A 25,947-nucleotide genomic window follows, 5' to 3' on the forward strand; every position below is an offset into this window, starting at 1 on the left:
TGATGTATTATGAACGTAACGACTGCCATGCAATTATTAAAAGATAAAGGTTTTAAGCATACAGGAAAGAGGGAAGAAATGCTTCAGCTTTTCTCTTCCAGTGATAAATATTTAACGGCCAAAGATGTATTGGAAAATATGAAACAGGATTATCCAGGTTTAAGCTTCGATACGATTTACAGAAATCTTTCCTTATTTGTCGAACTGGGCATCTTTGAAGCGACCGAGTTGGAAGGGGAAAAGCGTTTTCGTTTTACATGCGGTCATTCCTTCCACCATCACCACTTTATCTGTTTGAATTGTGGAAAAACGAAGGAAATCGAAGTGTGCCCGATGCAGGAACTTCAGGAAAGCTTGAAGGACTACGATGTTTCGGGACATAAATTTGAAATTTACGGACGCTGTCCCGCATGCAGCGTATCTTTGGAAGCATAAAAACCATTGACCTCCAGTCAATGGTTTTTTCTTGTTTCATTTTATGGTTGCCGGTTGCCCTGCCATCCAAATATTCACCCAGGCAGAGGCTTCTTGCCAATTGTTGACCCGAATCACCCTTTCAGGCACGGGATCTTGGTTGTAAGGAGTATTAAATAAAATCACAGGTATTTTACACTCTTCCGAAATCGCCACTGCATTATCGTGCTTGTCCTCTAAAAAGAGATCGACTTCGAATTTTTTGGCTGCAGCCACTTTATCGTGTGACCCTACAAGCTCAATATGATCATATAGGACTTCATTCGACGTGAACCAATTTTTGGTTACATCCAATAAACGATTGCTTCTGGCACTGATGAAATAAAGGTTGGCTTGTTCTGTCCATTTTTCCAATACATCTTTCGCACCTTCAGCCAATAATGATTCTGAATAGATGAGTGGCTCGCTCTCAATGAACCATTTAGTGAAATCCTCTTTTGGAACATTCACGAAGGGGAATAAGTCATATTCGGTAATGTCTTCATAAGATAAATTAAGCTGAAAAGCTTTATTTAAAAAGGGGACCATGGAATCAGGTCTTGTAACAGTCCCGTCTATATCGATGCCAAAACGTTTTTTCATGATGAATCTCTCCCTCATATTCAATACTTGTAATAGTGTAACATATCCCAACATAGCTTTGGAAAATACCCGTATTTATTTCCAAGACATGAAACCATTTTCACGATGGGTTCCGCGATTTTTTACATACACTATAAATGCTTCACAAATGAAAGTGAGGGATGCACGAATGGAAAAAGATCAATACTCCAGTATTGACGATGAAATGCAATTGGCGAAAGAGGGCAGTGAACCAACCGTTGTGGATGATCAGCATCATGAGCGGTATTATAATGAAGATACACCTGAAGATGACAGACGATATGAAAGTCGTGGGACCATAACCAATATGGATAACCGGTATCAGGAAGAAACGTCTGCAGAAATTTCAACACCGCCTCAGCGAATCAGGTCATATAAAAATGATGGGCCTGCAGAGGATAATGGTTCTGGGGATGTGGCATCGAGAGGGAAAGCGATTGGTGTCATAGCTTTGATCATCTCCATTTTATCTTTATTCATGATGCCTTTCATTTTAGGGATTGTGGGTATCATTGTAGGGATAGTCGCCAGAAGCCGGGGATCGAACTTGGGTACTTGGGCCATCGTCATTGGTGCAATCTCCATCATCGTTGGCATATTCATCCTGCCGTTCTTTTAACATCATTAAACCCTTTGATGTCATTTTCCAAAATGCATCAAAGGGTTTTTTAAATGGAATAAAACAAAAAATCCCGATAATGAAAATCCGGGATTTTTTTTGTTTTATTTATTTAGTAAAGCTGCAGCAGCTTCGGCTCTTTGTTTTTCATAGTACTCTTCCGCGATTTTGTCAATTTCCTTTTTAAGTTCCTCGACCATCGTTTCTTCAGGCACTTTACGAACAATTTGACCTTTTCTAAACAGTAAACCTTCACCACGTGCCCCGGCAATGCCGATATCAGCCTCACGGGCTTCCCCAGGGCCGTTTACCGCACAACCAAGCACTGATACCTTGATTGGCGCTTTAACCGTCTGGATGTACTCTTCAACCTCATTGGCGATGGAAATCAAATCAATCTCGATTCGACCGCAAGTAGGACAGGAAATTAAAGTGGCCATGTTGGAAGCAAGGCCAAATACTTTTAGAAGCTCCCTTGCCACCTTCACCTCTTCGACGGGATCGGCACTTAAGGAAACACGCATCGTGCTTCCGATGCCCTGACTTAGGATGGCACCTAGTCCGGCAGCGCTTTTTACGGTTCCTGAAAACAGTGTGCCCGATTCCGTGATCCCAAGATGTAGGGGATAATCGAATGCTTTTGAAGCTTTTTCATATGCCTCGATGGCTAAATTCACATCGGAAGCCTTCATGGAAACGATAATGTCATGAAAATCTAGATCTTCCAGGATCTTGATATGGTGTAAAGCACTTTCTACCATTCCATCAGCAGTCGGGAAGCCATATTTCTCGATGATTTTCTTCTCTAGAGAACCAGCATTGACCCCGATGCGAATTGGTATTCCTTTAGCCTTCGCAGCTTTCACCACTGCTTCAACCTTTTCACGGCGACCGATGTTACCAGGATTTATCCTGATTTTATCAGCTCCGCCCTCGATTGCCTTAAGAGCAAGTTTATAATCGAAATGAATATCGACTACAAGAGGGATGTTTATCCGTTTTTTTATCTCAGAGATTGCATCAGCTGCCCTTTCATCCGGGCAGGCGACACGTACGATTTGACATCCAGCTTCTTCAAGGCGAAGGATCTCTGCAACCGTTGCTTCAACATCATGTGTTTTTGTCGTTGTCATGCTTTGTACAATAACTTCATTATTGCCGCCAATCGTTAAGTTTCCGACTTTAATTGGCCGCGTCTTGGTGCGATGTATGATTTCACTCAAGTGGAATTCTCTCCTTTAGGAAAAAATCAGTTTTGATTTTTAATTTGTTTCTCTGAAATATTGTATCAATGTACATACCGCTTGACAAGGAAATAGGACGCATAATGTTTTTTCATCATGAGGAATTTCCTGATTTTGGATAAACTAAGTGCTGGGAAATCCCCTTAATGGTTCTTGTGAAGGGGCAGATTCCTATTTTGGGGGTTATTTGTAAACGGGAATCTTATATGTTTTGCCAATTTGCATATCCTCGGGCTTCAATCCTTCATTCAAACTTTGAAAGTCAGTGATGATCGTTTCGATTGGCTGATTGGATCCGCCTTTTTCCGTTTCGACGATGGAAAGTAAAGTATCACCCGGTTTTATGGTAATTTCTTTATAAGCGGCAGTTGGTGCGGATGCAGGCTGGCTGGCCGGGACCGCCGGTTCGCCTGTTGAGGCCGGTGGATGGGAAGCCGGCAGGGTACCTGTAGTCAAATCAAAATAAATAATAAATAAAGTGAAACAGAATGAGATAAAAAGCAGTAGCCGTTTCAATTTTCCATCCTCCCAAGCTTGTCTTTACTTCATCTATACTTGGAGGGGGCAAAAAATATGCCTAAAAATGGGCGATTTTTCAAATGAAATGTGAGAGTGGCCATTCAAATTTTTCTATTTCAATTGAGTAACATCATTATTATTTGAATGAGTGTTAAGAAAGGAGCGAATTTCCTTTGGAGTCAGACCACTCTTTTTTGCCTCCATTATGAGTAATAACCACTGTACATCAATATGACTCTCCTTCACGTCTATCACCTCTTAAATACTATTTCAACCATAAGTATAGGAATAACTTAGTGAGTATTTTGTCGAATTAAGTAGATATAAAAAAATGATGACTGTAGTCATATGCTGCAAAGGCATGGATTACCAACATATGGGGTTCTATCTAAATGTTAAACAAGCTGATTGAACAGGTGTGCGAGAGGAGACACCCCAGGCGCAAAGACCGCCCTGGTTTCAATCAACGTTTGAATTTTACAAAGCCTTAAAAGACTGTAGGCAAACCGATTCTCATCGCGTTTGCCTACAGTCTGAGTCCAATCTTATTAATGTCAATTTCCGATCTTATTGGCTGATGTTTCTTTAATGGATAAATATAACATCATCAAGGTCACAAACCAGCTAATGATGGAAGCGAACGGTACCATTGCTTGAAAAGCATCCATGATGGTGAAAAATACGGTGGCAAGCGTTATGCTGTAAGCACCGATTCTCCATAGATGTCTATAGGATAGAGGACGGCCAAGAGCATTTTTGAAAAAAAGACCGAAAGCGGCAAGGATTGTCACTTTAATGAAGATTCCGCTAGCAGTAAACAGGTATAATATAAGTAGAAGCAATGGAAGGATGATAGGCAGCACAGATTCAACTGAATCAAGCCAAGTGGATATTTCCTGATTATCTCCCTCCAGAACGGAATAAGGAGACGATTGAACGTTGCCTCCGGATACGAAAACCAGATCAGACTTTAAAAGCGCGACAGCTTCATCAGCTTTTTCGGCTACTTCTTCCGGGGTCATGGCTCCCGTGCCATCTACAAAAATTTGATATCCGTTTTTATTCAGGCTAAATGGCTCATCTTGTTCAGTTGTCAACGTGCCATTTTTGATTTCAAATGCCGGTAAGTCTTCGGATACTGTTTCGTGCATGGCATCTATCCCGTCAACTATCATTGTCCCGAAATAAAAAGCTGATGGGAGAAAGGCGATGAGACTTATAAAGAAAACGAATAAAATCGTTTTCCCGATACCTTGGTTTTTAAAGGAAGCGATATCTTTAGGAGAATACAAGCTTACCCATAGTTGTTTGAATATGTTCAATGTTTTCAGCACCTAACTATATAAGATTCCTAACCAATTTTAACTATATGGGAAAAATAAAACAACCTGTATTCCGCTTCATTGGTTTCAACCATCAGTAATGAGGTAATTATGGAGAGATAAAGTCAAAATATATCAAATGAGAAAGAGGCGTTTAGTAATGGATACACTATTTTGGATAATAATTACCCTCATGTTCATAATGGGGTTTGTCGGTCTGATTTTTCCAATCATCCCAAGTGTTTTATTCATTTTCGCCGGAATATTGCTCTATGGATTTTTTTATTCTTTTGAACCATTTGGCTGGTTTTTCTGGACGGTCCAAATTTTATTCGTCATCCTTTTATTCGCAGCTGATTATATTGCGAACATGGTCGGGGTCAAAAAGTATGGAGGCACGAAAGCGGGAATTTGGGGCAGTACGATCGGCCTTCTGGTCGGGCCATTCGTGATTCCGTTCCTCGGAATATTACTAGGACCATTCATTGGGGCATTCCTGGCAGAAATCCTAGTACATAAAAAAGACCCGGTTACTGCTTCGAAAATCGGCCTTGGTTCCGTTGTAGGCTTTATAAGCAGCGTCATCACAAAAGGCATCATCCAATTTCTTATGATTGGATATTTTCTATTCGTGGTATTCTCATAGGAAATATAATCGAAAAATGAAAAAATGAGGCATAAGGTTTGAAACGGTTACAAAAATTTGATACTCTATTTCTAGCGAGCTTTAGGATCTTTCGAGAACTGAAGCCCTCAAAAAAAACAGCTTACATAGGGAGGAATTTTATTATGGCTTTTGAACTTCCGCAATTACCGTATGCATATGATGCATTAGAACCACACATCGACAAAGAAACAATGAACATTCACCACACTAAACATCACAACACATATGTGACAAACTTGAACAATGCCCTAGAAGGTAACCAAGAACTTCTAAGCAAAAGCGTTGAAGAAATCGTCGCTAACCTTGACGCAGTACCTGAAGCTGTTCGTACAGCTGTACGTAACAATGGTGGCGGACATGCTAACCACACTTTATTCTGGGAAATCCTTTCACCTAACGGCGGCGGACAACCGACAGGTGAATTAGCAGATGCTATCACTTCAAAATTCGGAAGCTTTGACAGCTTTAAAGAAGAGTTCGCTAAAGCGGCTACTACTCGTTTTGGATCTGGCTGGGCTTGGCTTGCAGTCAACAATGGTGAGTTGGAAGTAACAAGTACACCAAACCAAGACAATCCATTATCAGAAGGTAAAACACCGCTTCTTGGATTGGACGTTTGGGAACATGCATACTACCTAAACTACCAAAACCGTCGTCCTGAATACATCAATTCTTTCTGGAATGTTGTAAACTGGGATGAGGTTGCAAAACGTTACAGCGCTGCAAAATAATTGGTAATTAAAAAAGACAGGATTCCTTTTGTGAAAAGGAATCCTGTCTTTTTTTTGTTTCTTTAATCCGAACGGAACAACGCACAAATTCACGAGTAAACTCTTCAAATTCACGAGTAAACTCTTCAAATTCACGAGTAAAAGCTCAAAACTCACGAGTAAAGGTCCGAAATTCACGAGTAACGCACAAATTTACGAGTAAACACTCCAATTCCTGAGTGAAATCTCGAAACTCACAAGTAAAATCCTAAATCTTATGAGTAAAAGCTGAAAATTCACGCTAAAAAGCTCAAAACTCACGAGTAAACACTCCAAATTCATGAACATCCCCTTCGTCTTCGCCAATCAAAGAGTTTTCTTTACACTGTTCTTTTTCAAATTCAAAAGGAAAACAGTGTAAGGGCAACTACTTTTCTGCCATCGCCATCCTGGCTCGCCAATCAAAGAGTTTTCTTTACACTGTTCTTGAATTAAAAGGAAGTGCTTTTAAGGAAAACAGTGTAAGGGCAACTACTTTTCTGTCTTCGCCATCCTGGCTCGTCAATCAAAGAGTTTTCTTTACACTGTTTCAGTAATGGGAAAGTCTATTAAGGAAAACAGTGTAAGGGCAACTACTTTTCTGTCTTCGCCATTCGAAGAGTTTTCTTTACACTGTTCTTGAATTAAAAGGAAGTGCTTTTAAGGAAAACAGTGTAAGGGCAACTACTTCTCTGTCTTCGCCATTCGAAGAGTTTTCTTTACCTTTTTTTACATAAATTCTTTTGTTTTTTCAAACACTAGAGTGGAATTTAAAGGAGAGTTAAAACAATGGGTATTTTAGAGAGATGGTTGGGTGAAGCGGGGGGAAAGAAGGATCTGCACCTCCTTTTGTTTATTGGAGGGCTGTACAGCCTAAGTATTGCTTTATCCAATACATTCGTTAATGTGTACTTGTGGAAACAATCCGGTCAAATTGTTGATATTGCCGTATATAATCTAACCGTGGTGCTTTTTCAACCGCTTACTTTTGTCTTTGCTGGCAGGCTGGCGAAAAAAGTGGATCGAATCATTGTTTTGCGTCTGGGTGTTATCTTTTTGGCTCTATTTTATTTATCAGTCCTATTGGTCGGTACACGGGCAACGGATTTTCTTTGGTTGCTTGGTGGACTGTTAGGAATCGGTTATGGGTTTTATTGGCTTGCCTATAATGTCTTGACTTTTGAGATAACTGAACCGGAAACAAGGGATTTCTTTAATGGTTTTTTAGGGATTTTGTCATCCCTTGGGGGAATGGTCGGTCCGATTCTTTCAGGGTTCATCATTTCGAGGCTTGAGAAATTCACGGGATATTCCATTGTATTCGGATTATCTTTGCTATTGTTTTCCATTGCGGTGTTTCTTAGCTTTTCGCTAAAAAGACGTCCGGCTCATGGCAGGTACTGCTTCCTTCGGATATTGCAGGAACGGAAAAATAATCGGAATTGGCTCTTGATCACACGTGCTCACTTTTTTCAAGGGATACGAGAGGGCACCTTCATGTTCATCATTTCGATTAACGTTTTCATTCAAACGGATAGTGAACTTGCCTTAGGGAGCTATGGTCTATTAAATTCTGCCATTTCATTCGTTGCGTATTTTTTCGCTTCACGATATATTAAACAGCCGATGCGGAAAAATGCCATTCTTATTGGAGGAATCCTGTTGTATGCAGGGGTCTTATTGATTGCATTTGATATCACATTCGGGAAGCTTCTCATTTATGGGGCAATTGTCGCTACCGCTTATCCTATTCTTTTGGTCCCTTATATATCGTTGACGTATGACATTATAGGCCGGGCTTGGAAAGCAGCGGAAATGAGGATTGAATATATCGTAGTTCGGGAACTATTCGTTCATATTGGAAGGATTGTATCGATATCAGGATTCATACTTTCGGTCATGTTATTCGACCTAAAGGAAGTACTGCCGATCTATCTGTTAATCGTCGGGGCAGGGCATACTGTGATATATTGGTTTGTACGGAAAATCGAGTTCATTGACCAAGATTGAAAAAGAGGCCTTAGAGGCCTCTTTTCCAATACAGGACCTACGGTTTTAGGATTTATGAGCCGTAAGTCACTTTTTATGTAAAGTTCAATAGATGTTTAATATTTCTAGAACACTAAGGTAGAAAAAAATATAAATGTTCTATAGAATAGTATAGGATCTATTATGACTATGTAAAAAGGATGTGTGGCTTAGTGTGAATAAAAAGAAAAAGAAAAAGACGCATGTGCCTTTCAGATTGAATATTCTTTTCTTTTTAGTGTTTGTTTTGTTTTCCGCTTTAATTTTACGCTTGGGTGTTGTACAGATTGTTTATGGCGATGATTACCGGCGTGAGATTGAAAGAACAGAGGAAGTGACCGTGAATAATTCGGTGCCCCGTGGGAAAATGTATGACCGTAATTTGAAACTGATGGTCGATAACCAACCACTGGATGCAATTACATATACACGAAAGCAAGGTACGAAACAAACAGAAATGGTGGAAACGGCTGAGAAACTCGCGAAGTTGATCGAAAAGGAAACAGACAAAGTGACTGAACGCGATAAAAAGGATTTTTGGATTTTGAAGAATCCAAAGCTGGCCGAGAAAAAGATTACCGATAAAGAGCGGAAAAAAGTGGAAGAGGGCGATATGGAAGAAAGTGATTTGTATAAGCTTCAGATTGATCGGATTACTGAAGAAGAAACAAAGCTTTCGGAAAAGGATCTTGAAGTTCTTGCCATCTATAGGGAATTTGCAAGCGGATATGCCCTTACCCCGCAAATTGTGAAAAACAAGAAAGTAACAAAAGAAGAATTCGCCAAGGTGAGTGAAAACCTTGATTCGCTCCCAGGGGTCGATATTTCTACAGATTGGGATCGTTTTTATACATATAATAAAACACTTAAATCTGTATTGGGTAAAGTTTCCTCATCTGAAGAAGGGTTGCCTAGTGAAAGCTTGAACTACTACCTCGCACGTGATTACAGTCGGAATGACCGTGTAGGTAAGAGTTATATTGAGGCGCAATACGAAGATATCCTCCAAGGGCAGAAAGCGAAAGTAAGGAATGTGACCGATAAATCTGGTAACGTCGTCGATTCAGAAGTGATTACCGAAGGTTCTCGAGGAAAAGATCTTATATTGACAGTTGATATGGATTTACAGCTTGCAACTGAGGAAATCATTGAAAAGCAATTAATTGCCAAGAAAAAAATGGGTAACACCAAATTCTTGGACAGGGCCTTTGTCGTCATGATGGATCCCGATACAGGGGAAGTATTGACGATGGCTGGTAAGAAATATGAGAAGGACCCAAAAACGGGGAAATCCTCCATCGAAGACTTTGCATTAGGAAATATCACGACTTCCTATACGATGGGTTCTGCGGTTAAAGGTGCTACGGTTTTAACCGGTTATCAGCAAGGTGCGATCCAGCCTGGTACGTACTTTTACGATACGAAGTTGAGAATCAAAGGTACACCGCCCAAAGGTTCATATAGTGACTTCGGGAACATAAATGATTTGACCGCATTGAAAGTATCTTCGAACGTTTATATGTTCAGAACGGCAATTAATATTGCAGGTGCGCATTATGTGCCGAATGAACCTTTGAATATTAGTTCAAGCGCGTTTTCGACCATGCGTAATTCATTTGCCCAGTTTGGCTTGGGTGTCCGCACGGGAATTGATCTTCCTAATGAAATGAGCGGGTTCAAAGGTTCCGAAGTATCTCCAGGTAAGCTGCTTGACCTTGCTATCGGACAGTATGATACGTACACACCAATGCAGCTCGTGCAATATGCTTCAGCGATTGCTAATGGCGGTAACCGGATGAAACCGCATATGGTTAAGGAAATCCGCGATCCGGTTGATAATAATGAGGAATTGGGACCTGTTGCCGAAGACGTTTCACCGACTGTCCTTAATCGTCTTGATATGAAGGAAGAATGGATTGAACGTGTTCAGAGCGGGTTCGAGAAAGTTGCGATGGAACAAGGCGGAACGGCTTATACCTATTTTGGGAAAAAATCGTATACAGTGGCAGCTAAAACAGGGACGGCGGAAGCATTCTATGACGGGCCGAACCGGACGAATTATAGCAAGCCCCAAGAAACGATGAACATCACGCTTGTTGGCTATGCCCCAGCTAAAAATCCTGAAGTCGCTTTTGCGGTCGTTGTGCCATGGGCATATCAAGGACATACGGGTCACAGCATGAGTAAAGAAATAGGTGAAGAAATCATGGATACTTATTTCGAACTGAAAAAAGAACGGGCTAAGAAGGAAAATACCGAAACCTCGACTGATTTGAGAGTGGAGAATGGTAAAGACGTTCAAAAGGACCAAGCTGAAGTTAGAAAAAGCCAGGAAAATGAATAAAAGGTTAAAAACACGTTTTTGGGTAAAACCGAAAACGTGTTTTTTTGTCATAAAGTAAAATTGCTCAGTGGTGTCATGCTATCAGTATGCCTCGACCCCTGCACTTTCCCCTTATGAAAAAGACTTATAATCACTTCAGTTGGAGTTGGAGTAATTTTCCGCTCATGTAAACAGCCACTTGGCACAAAATAAGGGAGTGATTAAAGTGTGAGATACTGTTGTTAATTACTTTCTGACTACCTTTACAATATATAAACAATTATTTACTGAACATTTACAATTGCTTTAAACGGAATTTACAGTCTGAAAGTATGATGTGATAGTAGGACAAAATATTCATACAAAATTCTTAGGGGGATATACAAATGAGACGTTTCAAATTTATGGCAATGACTGCAGTAATGGGTGGAGTAATCGCAGTGGCAGCTGGATGTGGATCTAATGATACTTCAAACAGCGGTAAAGGAAATGAAACGGCTTCAGATCAACTCAAGGGCGAAGTGATTATGGATGGTTCATCGACTGTGTTTCCAATCATGGAGGCAGTTGCTGAAGAATATATGGCAGAACAACCTGATGTTAAAGTATCTGTAGGATCATCGGGAACAGGTGGCGGATTTAAAAAATTCATCGCTGGTGAAACGGATCTAAGTAATGCGTCCCGACCAGTCAAAGACGAAGAAAGTGCGTTACTTGATGAAAAGGGAGTTAAGTATACAGAAATGAAACTTGCGTTTGATGGTATTTCTGTCGTTGTCAATAAAGATAATGAGTTCATCGATAAAATGACAGTTGACGAACTAAAAAAGCTTTGGGTTGACAATGGCTCAGTGAAGAAATGGTCTGATATACGTCCGGAATGGCCGAAGGAAGAAATTAAATTTTACTCTCCGGGAACTGATTCTGGCACATACGATTATTTCAACGAAGTTATTTTAGAGGAAAAACCAATGGTCGAAAATGCAACTCTTTCTGAAGATGATAACGTTCTTGTACAAGGGGTCGAAGGTGACAAAAATGCGATTGGTTTCTTCGGATTTGCTTACTATGCAGAAAATAAGGATAAATTAAAAGTTGTATCCATCGATAATGGTAAGGGTGCTGTCGAGCCTACCCATGAAACGATTAAAAGCGGAGAGTATGCACCACTGTCTCGTCCTCTTTACACATATGTATCCAATAAAAGTGTAGCTGAAAAGGAACAAGTGGCTGATTATACTCAATTCGTCATTGAAAATGCTGGAGAGCTTTCTGAAGAAGTAGGCTACGTCAGCTTACCTGAAGAAGAGTATAAGAAGGATCTTGAAAAATTGAAAGAACTAAAAAAATAATCTAATTAACAGGCTGCCCAATCTCTTCTTATAAATAGAGGGATTGGGTAGCCCCTTAATATTGCGTGTCTGAATGGAGGATACATGTTGGAACCGAAACAAACAGATGCCTATTCTGTACAGCGATTGATTCTAGAAAAGAAAAGCAAAAAAAGATGGAATATAGAGAAAATCATTCCTAAGCTGTTGTTCCTTACAGCAGTGATTTCAGTATTTATAACCATTGGGATAGTCCTTACGTTGATTTTTGAAACATTTATATTTTTTGAGAAAGTGTCCATCGTGGAGTTTTTAACAGGACATAAATGGTTACCCTTTGCATCCACGCCTTCCTTTGGGGTTATGCCACTTGTTGTTGGAACATTAAAGGTAACGGTAATAGCGGCGATAGTTGCAGTTCCGATAGGTCTTGCAACCGCCATTTTCTTGAGTGAATATGCATCTGAGAAAACACGGAGAATCATCAAGCCGATTTTAGAAGTTTTAGCTGGAATCCCTACTATCGTTTACGGCTTCTTTGCCTTAACCTTTGTAACGCCAGTATTGCGGGATATATTCCCTTCCCTTGACATGTTCAATGCTTTAAGTCCTGGGATCGTTGTAGGAATCATGATCATGCCGATGATTGCCTCTTTATCGGAAGATGCACTTGTCTCAGTACCGAAATCGATTCGTGAAGGTGCGTATGCTCTAGGTGCTACAAAGCTGGAAACGACGATTAAAGTGGTATTGCCAGCGGCCATGTCCGGTATCGTTGCTTCAATTGTCCTGGCTTTATCCAGAGCAATTGGAGAGACCATGATCGTAAGTGTCGCAGGTGGATCGACTCCAAGTATGAGTATGGACGTCACAAATTCTATTCAAACGATGACTGCCTATATCGTACAGGTGAGTACTGGAGACGCAGGGTATGGGACAACGATTTACTACAGCATATATGCGGTTGGAATGACACTGTTCGTCTTTACGCTTATTATGAATTTATTGGCGCAGTTCATCTCCCGCAAGTTCAGGGAGGAATATTAAAACATGAAACTGATAAACAAAAATCATGTTGTAAAAAAAATGCCCACTCGGCTGGCGGTTAACTCGATATGTAAAGGCTTATTCTTCTTAGCAACCTTATTTGGCCTTCTGGTATTGGCCATCTTATTTTATCGGATATTGACTCAAGGAATTGGTCATTTAAATTTTGATTTCTTCCAGAATTTCGCTTCTAGGAGACCGGAAGAGGCTGGTGTAAAGGCAGCTCTAATCGGTTCGATATGGTTAATGGCCGTCGTTACCCCAGTTTCCCTTCTTCTCGGTGTGGGAACGGCGATTTATTTAGAGGAATATGCACGAAAGAATTGGATCACATCTTTTATAAAGTTGAATATTTCAAACCTGGCAGGTGTTCCGTCAATTGTATTTGGATTGCTCGGTTTGACGGTTTTCGTTAGGGCTCTAGCCTTGGATCGCTCCGTGTTGGCAGCAGGTTTGACGATGAGTCTACTCGTCTTGCCAGTCATCATTGTTGCAGCTCAGGAAGCCATACGATCTGTACCGCGTGATTTAAGGGAAGCTTCTTATGGAATGGGTGCAACAAAATGGCAGACGATTTTGAAAGTGGTTCTTCCAGCTGCGATACCTGGTATTTTGACAGGTGGAATACTCGCTTTATCCCGGGCGATTGGGGAAACGGCACCATTAGTGGTGGTTGGTATCCCGTTGTTCATCGCCTTTTTACCGCAATCGGTCATGGATACATTTACGGTGCTACCGATGCAAATCTATAACTGGACATCCCGGCCACAGGAAGAATTTCAGCAGGTTGCGGCTGCAGGTATCATCGTTTTACTTGCTCTGTTAATTTTAATGAATTCGATAGCTGTCATAATCCGTAACAAATTCCAGAAAAGATACTGATTGGAGGAAGGAAAGAATGAATATGACATTAACGGGACCCAAAAAGGCTCCAACAGTTGGAATAGAAAATGCAAATGCAGATTCCGTTTTAAAAGAAACGGTGTATGAAACGTCAGATCTCAATTTATGGTACGGTGAAAACCATGCTTTAAAAAATATTAACTTAGATATGTATCAAAATGAAGTGACCGCCATTATCGGGCCTTCAGGATGTGGAAAATCTACCTACATCAAAACGTTAAACCGGATGATTGAGCTAGTCCCAGATGTTAAAACGACTGGGCAGATAAAATATAGGAACCGCAATATTCTAGATCAGTCTTACAAAGTAGAAGATTTAAGGACACAGGTTGGTATGGTTTTCCAAAAACCTAATCCCTTCCCTAAATCAATTTATGAAAATGTTGTATACGGACCAAAAATCCACGGTATCAAAAATAAAAAGATTCTAGACCAAATCGTAGAAAAGAGTTTAAAAGGGGCAGCCATTTGGGATGAAGTGAAAGACCGTCTGCATGAAAATGCGTATGGACTTTCTGGTGGACAGCAACAGCGCCTTTGTATCGCTCGTTGTCTGGCGATTGAACCAGATGTCATTTTAATGGATGAACCAACTTCTGCTCTTGATCCTATTTCCACTTTGAAAATAGAAGAATTAGTCCAAGAGCTAAAAAAAGATTTCAGTATCATCATCGTTACTCATAATATGCAGCAGGCAGCTCGTATCTCTGATAAAACGGCCTTCTTCTTAAATGGGGAAGTCATCGAGTATTCCGACACTAACACCATCTTCTCGAACCCGAATGATAAGAGAACAGAAGATTATATTACCGGACGTTTTGGCTGAATGAAAAGGAGATGCGACAATGGTTGTTCGTGAAAATTTTGAGCTTCAATTAAAAGAATTGCAAGAGAAAATAGTGAAGTTGGCTAATTTAGCTTCAGGTGCGATATCAAAATCATTTACCGCACTGGAAAACAAGAATTTTGAAGAGGCTCTTGAAGTTATTGATGATGATACAATAGCTGATTTACTAGAAGAGGAAATTAATGACTTTGCAATTTTGCTGATTGCTAAGCAGCAGCCGGTTGCGATTGATTTAAGGCGTATCATTGCTGCCATAAAAATAGCTTCAGATATTGAAAGGATGGCGGACTTTGGCGTGAATATCGCTAAATCAGCCATCCGAATCGGTGACCAGCCATTTATTCTGCCATTAACACCATTAAAGCAGATGCATGATATTACATTAAAGATGATTGAACTTTCGATAGATGCATTCGAGAAGGAAGATGTTGTTCTTTCAAGAGAAATCATTGAAATGGATGATGAGGTCGATCGCTTTTATGGAGAGATGATTCGAAGTCTCCTTCGACTTTCAGATGAAAAAAACCTTCAGCAGATCACACAACTTTCTTTAATAGCCCGTTATTTAGAAAGAACGGCTGACCATACAACGAATATAGCTGAAAACATTTATTTTCTGGTAAGAGGGAGATATATTGGCAGGAATGAATGAACCCTTCCTAATTTAAAAAAGAGAGGCTTTTTCTCGGACATCGTCCATTTAAAAGTCTCTCTTATTCTTTAATGGGTCAAAGTATTGGCCAATTGTCTATATGTCATATTATTCGTAACAACAAACTCGTCGATTTGTATTTTTTTTGAGAAATCACGGTCATTCATGTAAGCTTCAAATTCAGCAGCATCATCGATGATTTTTTCCTTGGCAAGGCTATCGGCAATTTCGGCTGTGGTCATATTCGTTTTCACTTTAATTGTATAGGTGACGATGGAGGGAACTTTTTTTGAAGTCCCTTTCTCCATTGAATCCATATCCGGATCCTTTGGCTGGACGGTCTTTTTAGCTTTCTCCATAGGATGTGTCACGACGTATCCTTTCTTCACGAGCAATTCCTTAGCTTCATCCGCAGTGGGAGTGGTGCCTTCGAATAATCCGGTGCCATAATAAAAGCCAGCAAAGAGTGTTGTTGTAATAATGATACCGGCGGAAAGACCTTGCAGTCTCGCTTTGTTCATTCTCATTCGCCCCGCAATCTTTGCTGCTCGATCACTGCAATGGTTTGTTCCTTCGTTAACGAGGATTGTCTGGCGATCTGGTCCAAAGGAAGACCTTGACTATATAAAGATAGAACCTGACTTTTCAGAATTTCATGAATGGGTTCGCTATCATTGGATTTGACAGTTGATTTAACCTTTACAGGGGGAACAGGTTCGTCCTGGATAACGAATTCCTCTTCAAGAATCTTCACCTTCTTCTTTAATTGGTAGATATCCTGCATATACGTTAGTGTCAACTGCTCCAAATCTTCCTCTAATTTGGCAACTTTATCTTTACCGAAAAAGGAAATGATGAGAAGGACGATCGCTAATGAAAAAAGAAGGATGATAAGTGTTTCCATGTTTTCACCTCAGAAGCTAATTTTCGACAATATATTTATATTTTACACATATTTTAAAAAAAATGGAGATTTTCATATTTTTATATTTTTCGAAGTGGGCAGTAAACTTCAATTATTGTCTGTTTTTTTTCAAATATTGTCGAAAAGCTATATGACCGTCGTTGAATAAAAAAAATCAGGCATTAAAATGGGAAAAAAACCTTTAAGAGATAACCTACATAAAATTCGACAAAATGTGTTTATTGTCCATCAGCCAATTCAGTGCTAACATAAAGATAGAATAAATCGAAAAAACGAAATATTTTGAATAGTTAAAAATCAGTGAAACTAGAAGAAAATGGTGTGCAGTTCCTAAAGTGGATAATCTCACTGTCAGCGCCTAACGATAAGCTATATAAGGATAAAGAAGGGAAGGGATGATAATATGAATTCGCTATTCGCGTATATGCCGCAAGATAACCCGGATATATTTCGTAAGGGATTAAAAGTCGGGTTATGGATGGATGAGAGTTTTGATTGGTATCCTGAGGAAGATATGATGAGTCATCCAAATGGAGAGATCCGGACGCTTTCACAAACATATACCCAAGGGCAGGTGACATTTTCGAAGTTCACGATTAGAAATACCTCATTCGAGACTAAGCGCCCAAAAGTGTTTTTTCACTATGAAAACGCTTTCGAAAGAGAGGCGGTGGCTTTTTACAGCCCGAATGAACGGGCGATTTTACATGTAGCCCCTCAATCGATTGCCTTATTGGGTGGATTGGTGAAAGGAAAAAGCATTTCCCAATATTGCATTCAAGGTAAGGGAAGCCTTTATCAAGAGGGATGCTTCAAATCATTGAAAGAGGGGCTCTTGGCTTTTTCACCGCTCGCCAAAGGGGAAGTTACCAGCGTGTTTACGCTAGAGACTGAAATCTTGCCGAAGGAATGTGTGGAAGCTGTGGCCTGGGTCATTCATGCTGAAACGAAAGAGGAAGCGAAAGTCATAAACAATCAGCTCCTCCTGACGATGCAAAACGTAAACATTTAGGAATTCAAAAAAGTTAAAGTTGGATTTCCCAAAAAACATACTAGCAATTCGCATCGAATAATGCTATTATAGAAAAGTCCTATGTGAAAAAGTCAATATGTTTGGAGGGAAATACACAATGCGCGTAAATATTACATTAGCTTGCACTGAATGTGGAGACCGTAACTATATTTCTAAAAAAAATAAACGTAACAATCCAGACCGTCTTGAGCTTAAAAAATACTGCTCAAGAGAAAAACGCAGCACGACTCACCGTGAAACAAAGTAAGCAACAGGATTTTTCCTGTTGTTTTTTTTATGTATTTTTTTAAACCCTTCTTCCTCTCTTTCCTTTAATGATTCGGGGATTTCCGACACCGTATTTTCGTAATTGAACAAATATTATGAGATAATGATAGAAGTAGATTAAAGGAGTCGGAAGAGATGAAAGAAAACAAAAAAAAGCTCCGCCAAGAAGTTAGGTCCCGTTTAATGATGCTGACTAAAGAGGAACATGTGGAACTATCGAACCAAATCGCTGAAAACTTATTTTCACTGGAGGAATGGAAAAAAGCAAAAACCATTGGCATCACCATCTCCGTACCGCCCGAAGTTCCAACGGTACGGATCATCGAACAAGCATGGAGTGAAGGAAAAGAAGTGGCAGTACCAAAATGTGATCCTGAAAAAAAGACAATGGAATTCAAGAAAATCTCGTCCTTCAATCAGCTGGAGTCTGTTTATTACGGGTTGCTTGAACCAGTGTCAGAAACAGCCAAGGCTCGGAAAGAGGAGTTGGATGCCTTGATCGTACCCGGTCTTGCTTTTACCAAGGAAGGGTATCGCCTAGGCTTTGGAGGCGGCTATTATGACCGTTTCCTATCTTATTACCGAGGAGATACATTGGCCCTTACATACGAGCTTCAATTAATGGATGAGCTCCCGATAGAGGTTCATGATATAGCAGTAGGCAAACTCATTACCCCTTCCAGGGTCATACGTACGTATGCACATTAGAAGAAGTTTATTAATTATCACTTTTAGCTCATAAAAATCCTGTCCTGTATCACACTATTGATAGGAGGGATTGTTATGCTTCGATTAATTATTCAAATCTTCTTGGTTGGTTTAGCTGTTTATGCAGGTTACAAAAACCGGTACCGCCTGATAAATGTTGCCTTGTCCAACGGCATTTTAAGAAGATTTCTAGTGACTAAATCCTTGGATATGCCAATGTTCAGGGATAAAATGATGCAAAGCATGTTCAGTCAGACCAAATGAGAATGCCGGCATCTTAAAAAGGAACCTTATCAGGGTTCCTTTTTTATTTTTAAAGACCGGGGAAACAGTCTCCTTTTTTACTTTTTTCATGATTTCGTCTATAGTTTTAATTAAGAAACAGGAATTTTAGAAGCTTAAGTTTCATTGGAAAGTGGGGAAGGCATTGGGATTTAAAGAGGATTATTTGTTTTGGGAAACCATAAGGGAGTTGTCTGCCCATTATGATTATCGAATGATCACTGTCACGGAAAATCATCAGGAGATTTGGCTTGAGAGCGATAAGAATAAAGAATTTCCAGTCATAAGACTCATTCGACATGATTTGGATTGGGCTAATTGGCTGAAACGCGATATCGACCGAACTTTGCAGAATGGGGAAAGGATCAGAAGGAAATTATACAAAAAGCCCATTAACATATTAAGTATCTATGTTAGTAAATTCGCCCCGGTGGATGATCATGACTTTAGCGCACATGTGGCTTCCTTTAAAAAAACGAATGTTAACACGTTTCTTTTGATTTGTGAAAACTTTCATGATTCGGTGCAAAATCTTGAACATGTTTTGAAAAAACCACTTTCAATTCACGTTCTTGAAGATCATGAAATAGATGAGGAAAAGATTCTCGCAGTAAAGAAAGACGCCATCTCGGAGTCAGTCAAAAAGGCTAAGGCCGAGCAGAAGGTATTTCAAAATGCCAATAAGCCATTCTTTACATATATATTCATGGCCTTACAAATAGCTGTTTTCATCTTAATGGAGTTTAATGGGGGCAGCACCAATTCCAAAACTTTGATTGAGTTTGGCGCTAAATTTTCCCCTTACATCATACAAGGGGAATGGTGGCGGTTCTTTACACCGATGATCGTCCATATTGGGTTCATTCATTTATTGATGAATACATTTTCATTGTATTTGATCGGAGCTGAAGTTGAAAGGATTTACGGTAATGCCAGATTCCTTTTCATCTATTTATTCGCTGGTTTCGCTGGAACTCTAGGCAGCTTCATCATGACCCCGAATCTTTCGGCAGGGGCGAGCGGAGCCATTTTTGGCTGCTTTGGGGCACTTCTGTACTTCGGCATCGTTTATCCGAAATTATTCATGCGCTCGATGGGCTCATCGGTGATTGTGTTGATCATCATTAACTTAATTTATGGTTTCACCGTTTCGGGAATTGATAATGCAGGGCATATCGGAGGTTTGATCGGAGGGTTCTTGGCTGCTGGAGTGGTGCATCTGCCAAAATCCAGGAATATCTTTCGGCAGCTGGCTTTTCTGATCGGGGCGGCAATACTGACCTATGCCCTGCTTCAATTTGGTTTCAATCATCAGGAAAGTGCAGCTATAGATGATAATACGATGGCCGTGCTGGCCCAAAAATATATTGATGATGGTGAAGAGGATAAAGCGGAAGACATGCTAAACAATTATGTTGATGCAAATCCTGATGCACCGCTATCGCTTTTTATGCTGGGTAATTTATCTTTTGATAATAAGGACATATATAAAGCCAGGGATTATTATGAAAAAGCGATCGAAAGCAATCCGGATTTGCATGAAGCCCATTACAATCTTGCCTTAGCCTACATGAATCTCGAATCATTCGATCAAGCTAAGGAGCAAGCTGTTCAGGCTATTGAGCTTGCCCCGGATAATAAATCATATACTAAACTGCTGGAGGAAATTGAAAATCGACTATAACTTTTGACGCAGCATGATTGGGGAACCGTCTTTCAGGGTAAACAAGACAAGTATTTCACTTTGATTGTTCGCCATAAGCAATAGGGGGATGGTGCTGCCTTTTGGACTCACAGTGGATCCATCCTCCTTTTTTATTCCCAACACATAATTTTTGTAAAGTCCTTCCCACAGTTTCCCCACAATTTCCTCCCTTTTGAATTGAGGGAAGTCGGCAAGCCATTGATTTTTCTTTGACGGCAGATCTGTTAAAGAGATGATTTTATACTGATCCAGATTAACCTGAAATGCTTGACCGGCTTTTTCCAAGCCATTTCGAACCGTTTGATCTGTCAGGCCGTCCAGCGTTTTTTTCCATTGAACCTGTTCTTCTGAAAGGGGACGGTGGAAATATTGAAAAACCGGTGTCGTTACTGTATAGAGTTTATCTTTACTGAGCTGCTGGGCACTGGTGAAAATTGTGTCACTCGGATGAACCTCGGCATAATGAAACGTTATCGCTTCATAACGACCGCTCTCGGTTTCTTTAGTTTTCGCCTTTTGAGAGAGCTCTTGTTTTTTTTGGCGCCAATTTTTTAAAGCTCCTGACAATTTCCCATTTTTGTATAAAAGCGATACGTCCTGACGCAAGTAAGCTGTCTGGTCCAATGAAGAATCCACCCTCCAAGTAATGGTATAGGTTGAATCCCCGGTACTCTCGGGTGCCAGGTGGGTGGAAGCATGTTCAAAATGGAGCGAGGAATCGATGGGAAAAAAAATGATGGTTTCCTCTGCCCTTTTATGATTTGATAAATATAGGATGACAAAAATGGTGGTCAAGACCAAAAAGACGGTATATTTCAATTGTACTCTCATTATTCCCCTCCGTTTTTACGCATGATGAGTGGTTAAAAACATTAATTGGTTGAATTATATTGAAAGAGTCCCACATTCTTGATATTTCATCATATGAATACAGTTGGACATGTATGAGGGGGGATGGTGGAAATTATCAAAAGGGGAATTGGTCGCTTGTTACAAAAAGGCTTATTCGATATACTTTCCCTAAAGAAAAGAGTAAAGAGGTTTACTATGAAAACATATTATGATCTTCAACAATACTTGAAAAGATTCGGTACATTTATCTATATTGGTGATCGCTTAGCCGAGCTTGAAATGATGGAAGCCGAAATAAGGGAAATCCACCGTATGCAGATGATGGATACGAAAGATTATCAAATGGCGATCCTTTTAATTAGACAGCAATTGTCTCTTGAAAGGGAAAAACAGAAAAAAAATTGATAAAAAAGGTGAGAATGATGGAAAAGTGGCTGATGGGTGTGGATTTAGGCGGTACAACTACCAAACTGGCTCTGATCAATTTATACGGAGAGATTATTCATAAATGGGAGATCGGCACGGACATCTCCGAAAAAGGAAAATTCATTACGATTAATATAGCCAAAGCAATTGATGCGAAGCTCGTGGAACTTAATGAACCGAAGAGTAAGATAGTAGGGATAGGAATGGGTGCTCCAGGCCCTGTGAATTTTGTTAACGGTTCCATATATGAAGCTGTCAATTTAGGCTGGAAGGACTATCCTTTAAAAGATTTACTGGAAGTGGAGACATCTCTTCCAGCTGTGATCGATAATGATGCCAATATGGCAGCTTTGGGAGAAATGTGGAAAGGCGCCGGTAATGGTGCCAAAGACCTCGTTTGTGTCACTCTGGGAACGGGTGTAGGCGGTGGGATCATCCATAATGGGCAAATCGTCCATGGTATCAGTGGGGCTGCTGGAGAAATAGGGCATATAACGGTCGTAACGGACGGAGGGGCACCATGCAATTGCGGCAAGACTGGTTGTCTGGAAACGGTTGCTTCGGCAACGGGAATCGTCCGTTTGGCTTTAGAATCCTTGAATACCGCTAATGAAAAGTCATTGCTTCAGCAGAAAGTCGACGAGGGAAATGCGGTTACTTCCAAACTGTTATTCCAATGCGCTGCAGCAGGTGATTCTTTGTCCAAAGCTGTGGTGGATGAGGTAGGCAATTATTTGGGGCTGGCTCTATCACATGTTGGGAATGTTATGAATCCAGATAAAATCGTCATTGGCGGGGGAGTTTCACAAGCGGGAGACATTTTGCTTGATCCTGTCCGTGCTGCCTTCGGAAAGTATGCATTCAAACGGGTTAGTAAATCAACGAAAATCAGCCTGGCCACACTAGGCAATGATGCAGGGGTGATAGGTGGAGCATGGCTCATTAAAAGCCAACTGAATACGTGATCCCTTTGCTGCCCTGTGTTAACAGGGTTATAATAAGAAAAAAAGATGGAATCTTCAAAAAATGCCCCCCTTTTGAGGGGCGGAGGCAATCGATCCTGCATTTAAATAGAGGGGAGAACCATGACCCATGATTGAGGCGCTCTGGCATGGCTCCAGCGCTTCTTCGATGAGGAGGGACCAGGATTGAAAAGGGTCTTCAAAAAACAGGGATATTCATTGTTTTGGGTCGTATTCATTTCACTTTGGCTTAAAACATATATTGCATATAAAACAAGCTTTGAGATAGATATTGATAATTGGTTCCAGGAGTTCATACTATTCATCAATCCTGTCAGTTTCCTTTTGCTTACTCTTGGCGTGCATATATTTTTAAAAGAAAATAGAAGGACAGCATATTTATTGATCATGAGTTTTTCCATCACCTTCGTCCTCTTTGCCAACCTTGTTTTTTTTCGCTTTTTCAATGACTTTTTAACCATTCCCGTTCTGTTTCAAACGAGCAATATGAACGATCTTGGAAGCAGTGTGCATGAATTGATCAATTGGAGTGACCTATTGTATTTTGCCGATATTCTTTTCTTGATGCTGCTGCTGAAATACAAACCAAAAACATTCCATGAATGTCGATGCAATCCAAAGGATCGTAAATTCTTTATGTTAATCGCTTTAGGAGTGACATTCTTTAACTTAGCTTTAGCTGAAGCGGCCCGTCCTGAACTACTGACAAGAACGTTTGACCGCGAAATCCTCGTTAAGAATATCGGTACGTACCATTATCACCTCTATGATGCAATATTACAGACGAAATCATCAGCTCAGCGTGCCCTTGCGGATGGCAGTGAATTGTCGGAAATTGAAAATTATGTCCATTCCAACCAAAAAGAGGTTAATGATGATCTTTATGGTCTGACAAAAGGGAAAAATGTGATACTTATATCATTGGAATCCACTCAAAGCTTTGTCATCAATAAAACAGTCAACGGTGAAGAAATCACTCCTTTTCTGAACGAATTCATTAAAGAGAGCTATTATTTCAAAAACTTTTATCACCAAACTGGCCAGGGGAAAACATCCGATTCAGAATTCATTATCGAGAATTCCCTCTATCCATTAGGTAGAGGTGCAGTGTTTTTCACTCATGCTCAAAATGAATACAAAGCCACCCCCGAAATCTTAACGGAAGAAGGGTACTATACGGCTTCCTTGCATGCCAATAATAAAAGCTTTTGGAATCGTGACATAATGTATGATTCTCTTGGGTACCAGCGATTTTATGACAGTGATGCATACAAAGTCTCTGAAGGGAATTCCATCAATTGGGGTTTGAATGATAAATCGTTCTTCAAACAATCAATCTCTCACTTGAAGAGGATGCCTGAGCCTTTTTATGCCAAATTCATAACGTTAACCAATCATTTTCCATTCACTTTGAATGAGGAAGATCGGACCTTGGAGCCATACGATTCAAATTCCAAAACATTGAATCAATATTTTCCGACCGTACGTTATACAGACGAAGCCTTGGAACAATTTGTCGGTGATTTGAAACGTGATGGCTTATATGAGGATTCCATAATTGTGCTATATGGGGACCATTATGGAATTTCGGAAAATCACAACTCTGCCATGAGCCAGTTCCTTGGCAAGGAAATCACGCCTTTCGAATCCATCCAACTTCAGCGTGTCCCTCTCATCATACATATCCCCGGCCAGAAGGGAAAAACGATTTCCACCGTTTCCGGCCAAATTGATGTAAGGCCGACACTCCTTCATTTATTGGGGATTGAAAATGATGATTATATCGAATTCGGCAAAGATCTATTTTCTGAAGAGAAATTAGAATTCACCGTTCTTCGCGATAGCAGTTTCATCACGAAGGATTATCTCTATACGATGGATACCTGTTATGATAAAAAGACCGGAGCGGCGACTGAAAAGGGTTCATGTGAGAAGTATTTGGAAAAGGCGAAACAGGAGCTTGATTACTCCGACAAAATCATTTACGGGGATTTGCTCCGATTTTATGAGCAACGTTGAAAAAAAAACCTGGCGCAATCCAGGTTTTTTTTGTTTTTCAGGAAAATCAGCAATTATGAAACACGTGAGACTTCCTGAACATCTTTCTGTCTTTCGCTTCATAAAGATAAAACAATGAAAGGGGCGGAGGCTGAATGAAAGTCGTGAGCAGAAGCGGGGATGATTTGGCATATTACAGTCAATTGTTCCAAATTCCCAGGATTTTGATAGAGGATGCCAATCCCGCCATTACTGGCGGGGTTTTGCCAAATGGCATAGAAGTACAGATACCGGGATACATTGTTCAGGAAGAGTCCCGGTTAGATATCGATTTTGCTGAAATTGCTTTACATTATCACCTGCCCATCGATGGGGTATCATTATTGAATCAAGGTGGACAAAAACCTTATTCCGTACCCGTCCGGGTCATGAATCCCATGATTGTCACCGACAAGCCCTATGATTATCAATCACTTCTTGACGATCTTGATACCCTATCTTTTCATTACCCGTTTATTAAGGTTGAATCGATCGGAAGGAGTGTGTTGGGAAAAGAACTTCTTGAGGTAAGGATCGGTCAAGGCGATAAGATCATACATTATAACGGTTCATTCCATGCAAATGAATGGATCACTTCGGCGGTTTTGATGAAATGGCTGAATGATTTTCTGCTGGCAGTAACGAATGATCGTGCACTTTGCGGAATGGATTGTATGCCCTTCTATCGGGATATGACGATTTCGATGGTTCCAATGGTGAATCCGGATGGAGTCGAGCTTGTCCTAAAGGGGGAGGACGCGGCAGAGGGGAAGGTCGATGTTTTAAAAATAAACAATGGCAATCCTGCCTTTTATGCTTGGAAAGCCAATATCCGCGGTGTAGACCTGAATAATCAATATCCTGCCAATTGGGAGATTGAAAAGCGTAGAAAGATTCCAAAAGCCCCTGCCCCAAGAGACTTTCCAGGAGAGGCCGCGTTATCAGAACCAGAAGCATTGGCCATGAAGGAGCTGGCAATGAGACGTAATTTTGAAAGAGTGCTTGCACTTCACACCCAGGGAAAAGAATTCTATTGGGGATATGAGGGACATGAACCTGAAGAGGCAGCGAATGTTGCAAGGGAGTTTGAGGAACGCAGCGGATATCGGGCCGTACAATACGTTGACAGCCATGCCGGGTATAAAGATTGGTTCATTCAGGAATTCAAACGCGGCGGTTTCACAATCGAATTGGGAAAGGGCATCAATCCGCTTCCGCTATCACATTTGCCTGGTATATATGAAGATACCGTCAAGATATTGGTGGCAGGCCTTTATATGTGATACATTTCCGACCAAGGGATATACTTCCAAAAAAATATAAGATCATTATTCGCCACATTTTCTCTTTTTTACTTTATAATGAAAGTCGTAAGGATTCGATTGGTTAATCCTTACTCTC

General features: G+C 40.4%; 28 protein-coding genes. 20 read left to right on the forward strand and 8 right to left on the reverse strand.

What is annotated here, in order from left to right; genetic code table 11:
• Nucleotides 1-9: 9 nt before the first annotated feature.
• Nucleotides 10-435, forward strand: a complete 426-nt coding sequence (locus tag ACFVS1_RS04715) for a Fur family transcriptional regulator (RefSeq protein WP_352919878.1) — start codon at nt 10-12, stop codon at nt 433-435.
• 36 nt (nt 436-471) lie between these two features.
• Here ACFVS1_RS04715 and ACFVS1_RS04720 read toward each other — a convergent pair whose 3' ends face one another.
• Nucleotides 472-1,056, reverse strand: coding sequence for a 5' nucleotidase, NT5C type (locus ACFVS1_RS04720; RefSeq protein ID WP_387545347.1), 585 nt, complete (start codon nt 1,054-1,056; stop codon nt 472-474).
• A 169-nt stretch (nt 1,057-1,225) separates the two neighbouring features.
• Here ACFVS1_RS04720 and ACFVS1_RS04725 point away from each other — a divergent pair, with 169 nt between their 5' ends.
• Nucleotides 1,226-1,696: a DUF308 domain-containing protein gene (locus ACFVS1_RS04725; protein ID WP_352919884.1), complete on the forward strand. Its 471-nt coding sequence runs from the start codon at nt 1,226-1,228 to the stop codon at nt 1,694-1,696.
• Between the two features lie 104 nt (nt 1,697-1,800).
• Here the strand turns inward: ACFVS1_RS04725 and ispG are convergent, their stop codons facing one another.
• The 4 genes from ispG to ACFVS1_RS04745 all read right to left on the reverse strand — a co-directional run bounded on the left by ispG (nt 1,801) and on the right by ACFVS1_RS04745 (nt 4,781).
• Nucleotides 1,801-2,910: a flavodoxin-dependent (E)-4-hydroxy-3-methylbut-2-enyl-diphosphate synthase gene (ispG, locus tag ACFVS1_RS04730; RefSeq protein ID WP_241589931.1), complete on the reverse strand. Its 1,110-nt coding sequence runs from the start codon at nt 2,908-2,910 to the stop codon at nt 1,801-1,803.
• Between the two features lie 213 nt (nt 2,911-3,123).
• Nucleotides 3,124-3,456: a hypothetical protein gene (locus tag ACFVS1_RS04735; protein ID WP_352919887.1), complete on the reverse strand. Its 333-nt coding sequence runs from the start codon at nt 3,454-3,456 to the stop codon at nt 3,124-3,126.
• Nucleotides 3,457-3,570: 114 nt separating this feature from the next.
• Entirely contained in the window at nt 3,571-3,714 is a 144-nt protein-coding gene (locus ACFVS1_RS04740) for an anti-repressor SinI family protein (RefSeq protein WP_336275661.1), read from the reverse strand.
• A 299-nt stretch (nt 3,715-4,013) separates the two neighbouring features.
• Nucleotides 4,014-4,781 (reverse strand): DUF1189 domain-containing protein, encoded by a 768-nt coding sequence (locus tag ACFVS1_RS04745; RefSeq protein WP_387545351.1) that lies wholly within the window; start codon nt 4,779-4,781, stop codon nt 4,014-4,016.
• A 160-nt stretch (nt 4,782-4,941) separates the two neighbouring features.
• Here ACFVS1_RS04745 and ACFVS1_RS04750 point away from each other — a divergent pair, with 160 nt between their 5' ends.
• The 9 genes from ACFVS1_RS04750 (at nt 4,942) to phoU (ending at nt 15,328) form a co-directional block, all read left to right on the forward strand.
• A complete protein-coding gene (locus ACFVS1_RS04750) occupies nt 4,942-5,427 on the forward strand; it encodes a DUF456 domain-containing protein (RefSeq protein ID WP_387545354.1) in 486 nt (161 codons plus the stop codon).
• A gap of 143 nt (nt 5,428-5,570) precedes the next feature.
• A complete protein-coding gene (gene sodA, locus ACFVS1_RS04755; RefSeq protein ID WP_034308436.1) occupies nt 5,571-6,179 on the forward strand; it encodes a superoxide dismutase SodA in 609 nt (202 codons plus the stop codon).
• 807 nt (nt 6,180-6,986) lie between these two features.
• The gene (locus ACFVS1_RS04760; RefSeq protein ID WP_352919899.1) at nt 6,987-8,207 is read left to right on the forward strand and encodes an MFS transporter; all 1,221 of its coding nucleotides are present in this window, start codon (nt 6,987-6,989) and stop codon (nt 8,205-8,207) included.
• Nucleotides 8,208-8,400: 193 nt separating this feature from the next.
• The gene (locus ACFVS1_RS04765) at nt 8,401-10,569 is read left to right on the forward strand and encodes a peptidoglycan D,D-transpeptidase FtsI family protein (protein WP_387545357.1); all 2,169 of its coding nucleotides are present in this window, start codon (nt 8,401-8,403) and stop codon (nt 10,567-10,569) included.
• Between the two features lie 365 nt (nt 10,570-10,934).
• On the forward strand, nt 10,935-11,900 hold the full coding sequence (locus ACFVS1_RS04770) for a PstS family phosphate ABC transporter substrate-binding protein (RefSeq protein ID WP_387545359.1): 966 nt from the start codon (nt 10,935-10,937) through the stop codon (nt 11,898-11,900).
• 87 nt (nt 11,901-11,987) lie between these two features.
• Nucleotides 11,988-12,926: a phosphate ABC transporter permease subunit PstC gene (gene pstC, locus ACFVS1_RS04775; RefSeq protein ID WP_387545361.1), complete on the forward strand. Its 939-nt coding sequence runs from the start codon at nt 11,988-11,990 to the stop codon at nt 12,924-12,926.
• A gap of 3 nt (nt 12,927-12,929) precedes the next feature.
• Entirely contained in the window at nt 12,930-13,808 is an 879-nt protein-coding gene (pstA, locus tag ACFVS1_RS04780; RefSeq protein WP_056528691.1) for a phosphate ABC transporter permease PstA, read from the forward strand.
• Nucleotides 13,809-13,824: 16 nt separating this feature from the next.
• Nucleotides 13,825-14,655: a phosphate ABC transporter ATP-binding protein PstB gene (gene pstB, locus ACFVS1_RS04785; protein ID WP_387545363.1), complete on the forward strand. Its 831-nt coding sequence runs from the start codon at nt 13,825-13,827 to the stop codon at nt 14,653-14,655.
• A 19-nt stretch (nt 14,656-14,674) separates the two neighbouring features.
• Complete coding sequence (gene phoU / locus ACFVS1_RS04790; protein WP_352919910.1) at nt 14,675-15,328, forward strand: phosphate signaling complex protein PhoU; 654 nt, start codon at nt 14,675-14,677, stop codon at nt 15,326-15,328.
• A gap of 68 nt (nt 15,329-15,396) precedes the next feature.
• On the opposite strand, the gene ACFVS1_RS04795 is transcribed toward phoU, so the two are convergent.
• Together ACFVS1_RS04795 and ACFVS1_RS04800 are read right to left on the reverse strand one after the other, a co-directional pair.
• Nucleotides 15,397-15,849, reverse strand: a complete 453-nt coding sequence (locus tag ACFVS1_RS04795) for a hypothetical protein (protein WP_387545366.1) — start codon at nt 15,847-15,849, stop codon at nt 15,397-15,399.
• A 2-nt stretch (nt 15,850-15,851) separates the two neighbouring features.
• Nucleotides 15,852-16,232, reverse strand: coding sequence for a hypothetical protein (locus ACFVS1_RS04800; RefSeq protein ID WP_387545368.1), 381 nt, complete (start codon nt 16,230-16,232; stop codon nt 15,852-15,854).
• 424 nt (nt 16,233-16,656) lie between these two features.
• Here ACFVS1_RS04800 and ACFVS1_RS04805 point away from each other — a divergent pair, with 424 nt between their 5' ends.
• From ACFVS1_RS04805 to ACFVS1_RS04825, 5 genes are all read left to right on the forward strand, one after another.
• On the forward strand, nt 16,657-17,265 hold the full coding sequence (locus tag ACFVS1_RS04805; protein WP_352919917.1) for a hypothetical protein: 609 nt from the start codon (nt 16,657-16,659) through the stop codon (nt 17,263-17,265).
• 118 nt (nt 17,266-17,383) lie between these two features.
• Nucleotides 17,384-17,533 carry a 50S ribosomal protein L33 gene (rpmG, locus tag ACFVS1_RS04810; RefSeq protein WP_028391797.1) on the forward strand — a complete coding sequence of 50 codons (150 nt, stop codon included), beginning with the start codon at nt 17,384-17,386 and terminating at the stop codon, nt 17,531-17,533.
• A 155-nt stretch (nt 17,534-17,688) separates the two neighbouring features.
• Nucleotides 17,689-18,261 carry a 5-formyltetrahydrofolate cyclo-ligase gene (locus ACFVS1_RS04815; protein WP_387545371.1) on the forward strand — a complete coding sequence of 191 codons (573 nt, stop codon included), beginning with the start codon at nt 17,689-17,691 and terminating at the stop codon, nt 18,259-18,261.
• Between the two features lie 75 nt (nt 18,262-18,336).
• Nucleotides 18,337-18,525 (forward strand): hypothetical protein, encoded by a 189-nt coding sequence (locus ACFVS1_RS04820; RefSeq protein WP_101222568.1) that lies wholly within the window; start codon nt 18,337-18,339, stop codon nt 18,523-18,525.
• A 163-nt stretch (nt 18,526-18,688) separates the two neighbouring features.
• Nucleotides 18,689-20,227, forward strand: coding sequence for a rhomboid family intramembrane serine protease (locus tag ACFVS1_RS04825; protein ID WP_387545374.1), 1,539 nt, complete (start codon nt 18,689-18,691; stop codon nt 20,225-20,227).
• Here ACFVS1_RS04825 and ACFVS1_RS04830 read toward each other — a convergent pair.
• Complete coding sequence (locus ACFVS1_RS04830) at nt 20,222-21,079, reverse strand: hypothetical protein (RefSeq protein WP_352919924.1); 858 nt, start codon at nt 21,077-21,079, stop codon at nt 20,222-20,224. The genes ACFVS1_RS04825 and ACFVS1_RS04830 overlap by 6 nt on opposite strands.
• 216 nt (nt 21,080-21,295) lie before the next feature.
• On the opposite strand from ACFVS1_RS04830, the gene ACFVS1_RS04835 reads away from it, so the two are divergent.
• From ACFVS1_RS04835 to ACFVS1_RS04850, 4 genes are all read left to right on the forward strand, one after another.
• The gene (locus ACFVS1_RS04835) at nt 21,296-21,505 is read left to right on the forward strand and encodes a YqgQ family protein (RefSeq protein WP_101222565.1); all 210 of its coding nucleotides are present in this window, start codon (nt 21,296-21,298) and stop codon (nt 21,503-21,505) included.
• 14 nt (nt 21,506-21,519) lie between these two features.
• Complete coding sequence (locus tag ACFVS1_RS04840) at nt 21,520-22,491, forward strand: ROK family glucokinase (protein WP_387545378.1); 972 nt, start codon at nt 21,520-21,522, stop codon at nt 22,489-22,491.
• Nucleotides 22,492-22,674: 183 nt separating this feature from the next.
• On the forward strand, nt 22,675-24,528 hold the full coding sequence (locus ACFVS1_RS04845; protein ID WP_387545380.1) for an LTA synthase family protein: 1,854 nt from the start codon (nt 22,675-22,677) through the stop codon (nt 24,526-24,528).
• 134 nt (nt 24,529-24,662) lie between these two features.
• Nucleotides 24,663-25,829 (forward strand): M14 family metallopeptidase, encoded by a 1,167-nt coding sequence (locus ACFVS1_RS04850; RefSeq protein WP_387545382.1) that lies wholly within the window; start codon nt 24,663-24,665, stop codon nt 25,827-25,829.
• Nucleotides 25,830-25,947: the final 118 nt, after the last annotated feature.

This window comes from Peribacillus sp. NPDC058075 (assembly GCF_042885195.1).
Classification (GTDB): domain Bacteria; phylum Bacillota; class Bacilli; order Bacillales; family DSM-1321; genus Peribacillus.

Bases quoted from the DNA above. Each gene is read 5' to 3' on its own strand.
- ACFVS1_RS04805 (WP_352919917.1), top strand. From the start codon at position 16,657: ATGAATTCGCTATTCGCGTATATGCCGCAAGATAACCCGGATATATTT.
- ACFVS1_RS04720 (WP_387545347.1), bottom strand. From the start codon at position 1,056: ATGAAAAAACGTTTTGGCATCGATATAGACGGGACTGTTACAAGACCT.
- ACFVS1_RS04815 (WP_387545371.1), top strand. From the start codon at position 17,689: ATGAAAGAAAACAAAAAAAAGCTCCGCCAAGAAGTTAGGTCCCGTTTA.
- ACFVS1_RS04830 (WP_352919924.1), bottom strand. From the start codon at position 21,079: ATGAGAGTACAATTGAAATATACCGTCTTTTTGGTCTTGACCACCATT.
- ACFVS1_RS04715 (WP_352919878.1), top strand. From the start codon at position 10: ATGAACGTAACGACTGCCATGCAATTATTAAAAGATAAAGGTTTTAAG.
- ACFVS1_RS04750 (WP_387545354.1), top strand. From the start codon at position 4,942: ATGGATACACTATTTTGGATAATAATTACCCTCATGTTCATAATGGGG.
- sodA (WP_034308436.1), top strand. From the start codon at position 5,571: ATGGCTTTTGAACTTCCGCAATTACCGTATGCATATGATGCATTAGAA.
- ACFVS1_RS04760 (WP_352919899.1), top strand. From the start codon at position 6,987: ATGGGTATTTTAGAGAGATGGTTGGGTGAAGCGGGGGGAAAGAAGGAT.
- ACFVS1_RS04840 (WP_387545378.1), top strand. From the start codon at position 21,520: ATGATGGAAAAGTGGCTGATGGGTGTGGATTTAGGCGGTACAACTACC.
- phoU (WP_352919910.1), top strand. From the start codon at position 14,675: ATGGTTGTTCGTGAAAATTTTGAGCTTCAATTAAAAGAATTGCAAGAG.
- ACFVS1_RS04850 (WP_387545382.1), top strand. From the start codon at position 24,663: ATGAAAGTCGTGAGCAGAAGCGGGGATGATTTGGCATATTACAGTCAA.
- pstB (WP_387545363.1), top strand. From the start codon at position 13,825: ATGAATATGACATTAACGGGACCCAAAAAGGCTCCAACAGTTGGAATA.
- rpmG (WP_028391797.1), top strand. From the start codon at position 17,384: ATGCGCGTAAATATTACATTAGCTTGCACTGAATGTGGAGACCGTAAC.
- ACFVS1_RS04835 (WP_101222565.1), top strand. From the start codon at position 21,296: ATGAAAACATATTATGATCTTCAACAATACTTGAAAAGATTCGGTACA.
- ACFVS1_RS04820 (WP_101222568.1), top strand. From the start codon at position 18,337: ATGCTTCGATTAATTATTCAAATCTTCTTGGTTGGTTTAGCTGTTTAT.
- ACFVS1_RS04725 (WP_352919884.1), top strand. From the start codon at position 1,226: ATGGAAAAAGATCAATACTCCAGTATTGACGATGAAATGCAATTGGCG.
- ACFVS1_RS04800 (WP_387545368.1), bottom strand. From the start codon at position 16,232: ATGGAAACACTTATCATCCTTCTTTTTTCATTAGCGATCGTCCTTCTC.
- ACFVS1_RS04795 (WP_387545366.1), bottom strand. From the start codon at position 15,849: ATGAACAAAGCGAGACTGCAAGGTCTTTCCGCCGGTATCATTATTACA.
- pstA (WP_056528691.1), top strand. From the start codon at position 12,930: ATGAAACTGATAAACAAAAATCATGTTGTAAAAAAAATGCCCACTCGG.
- ACFVS1_RS04770 (WP_387545359.1), top strand. From the start codon at position 10,935: ATGAGACGTTTCAAATTTATGGCAATGACTGCAGTAATGGGTGGAGTA.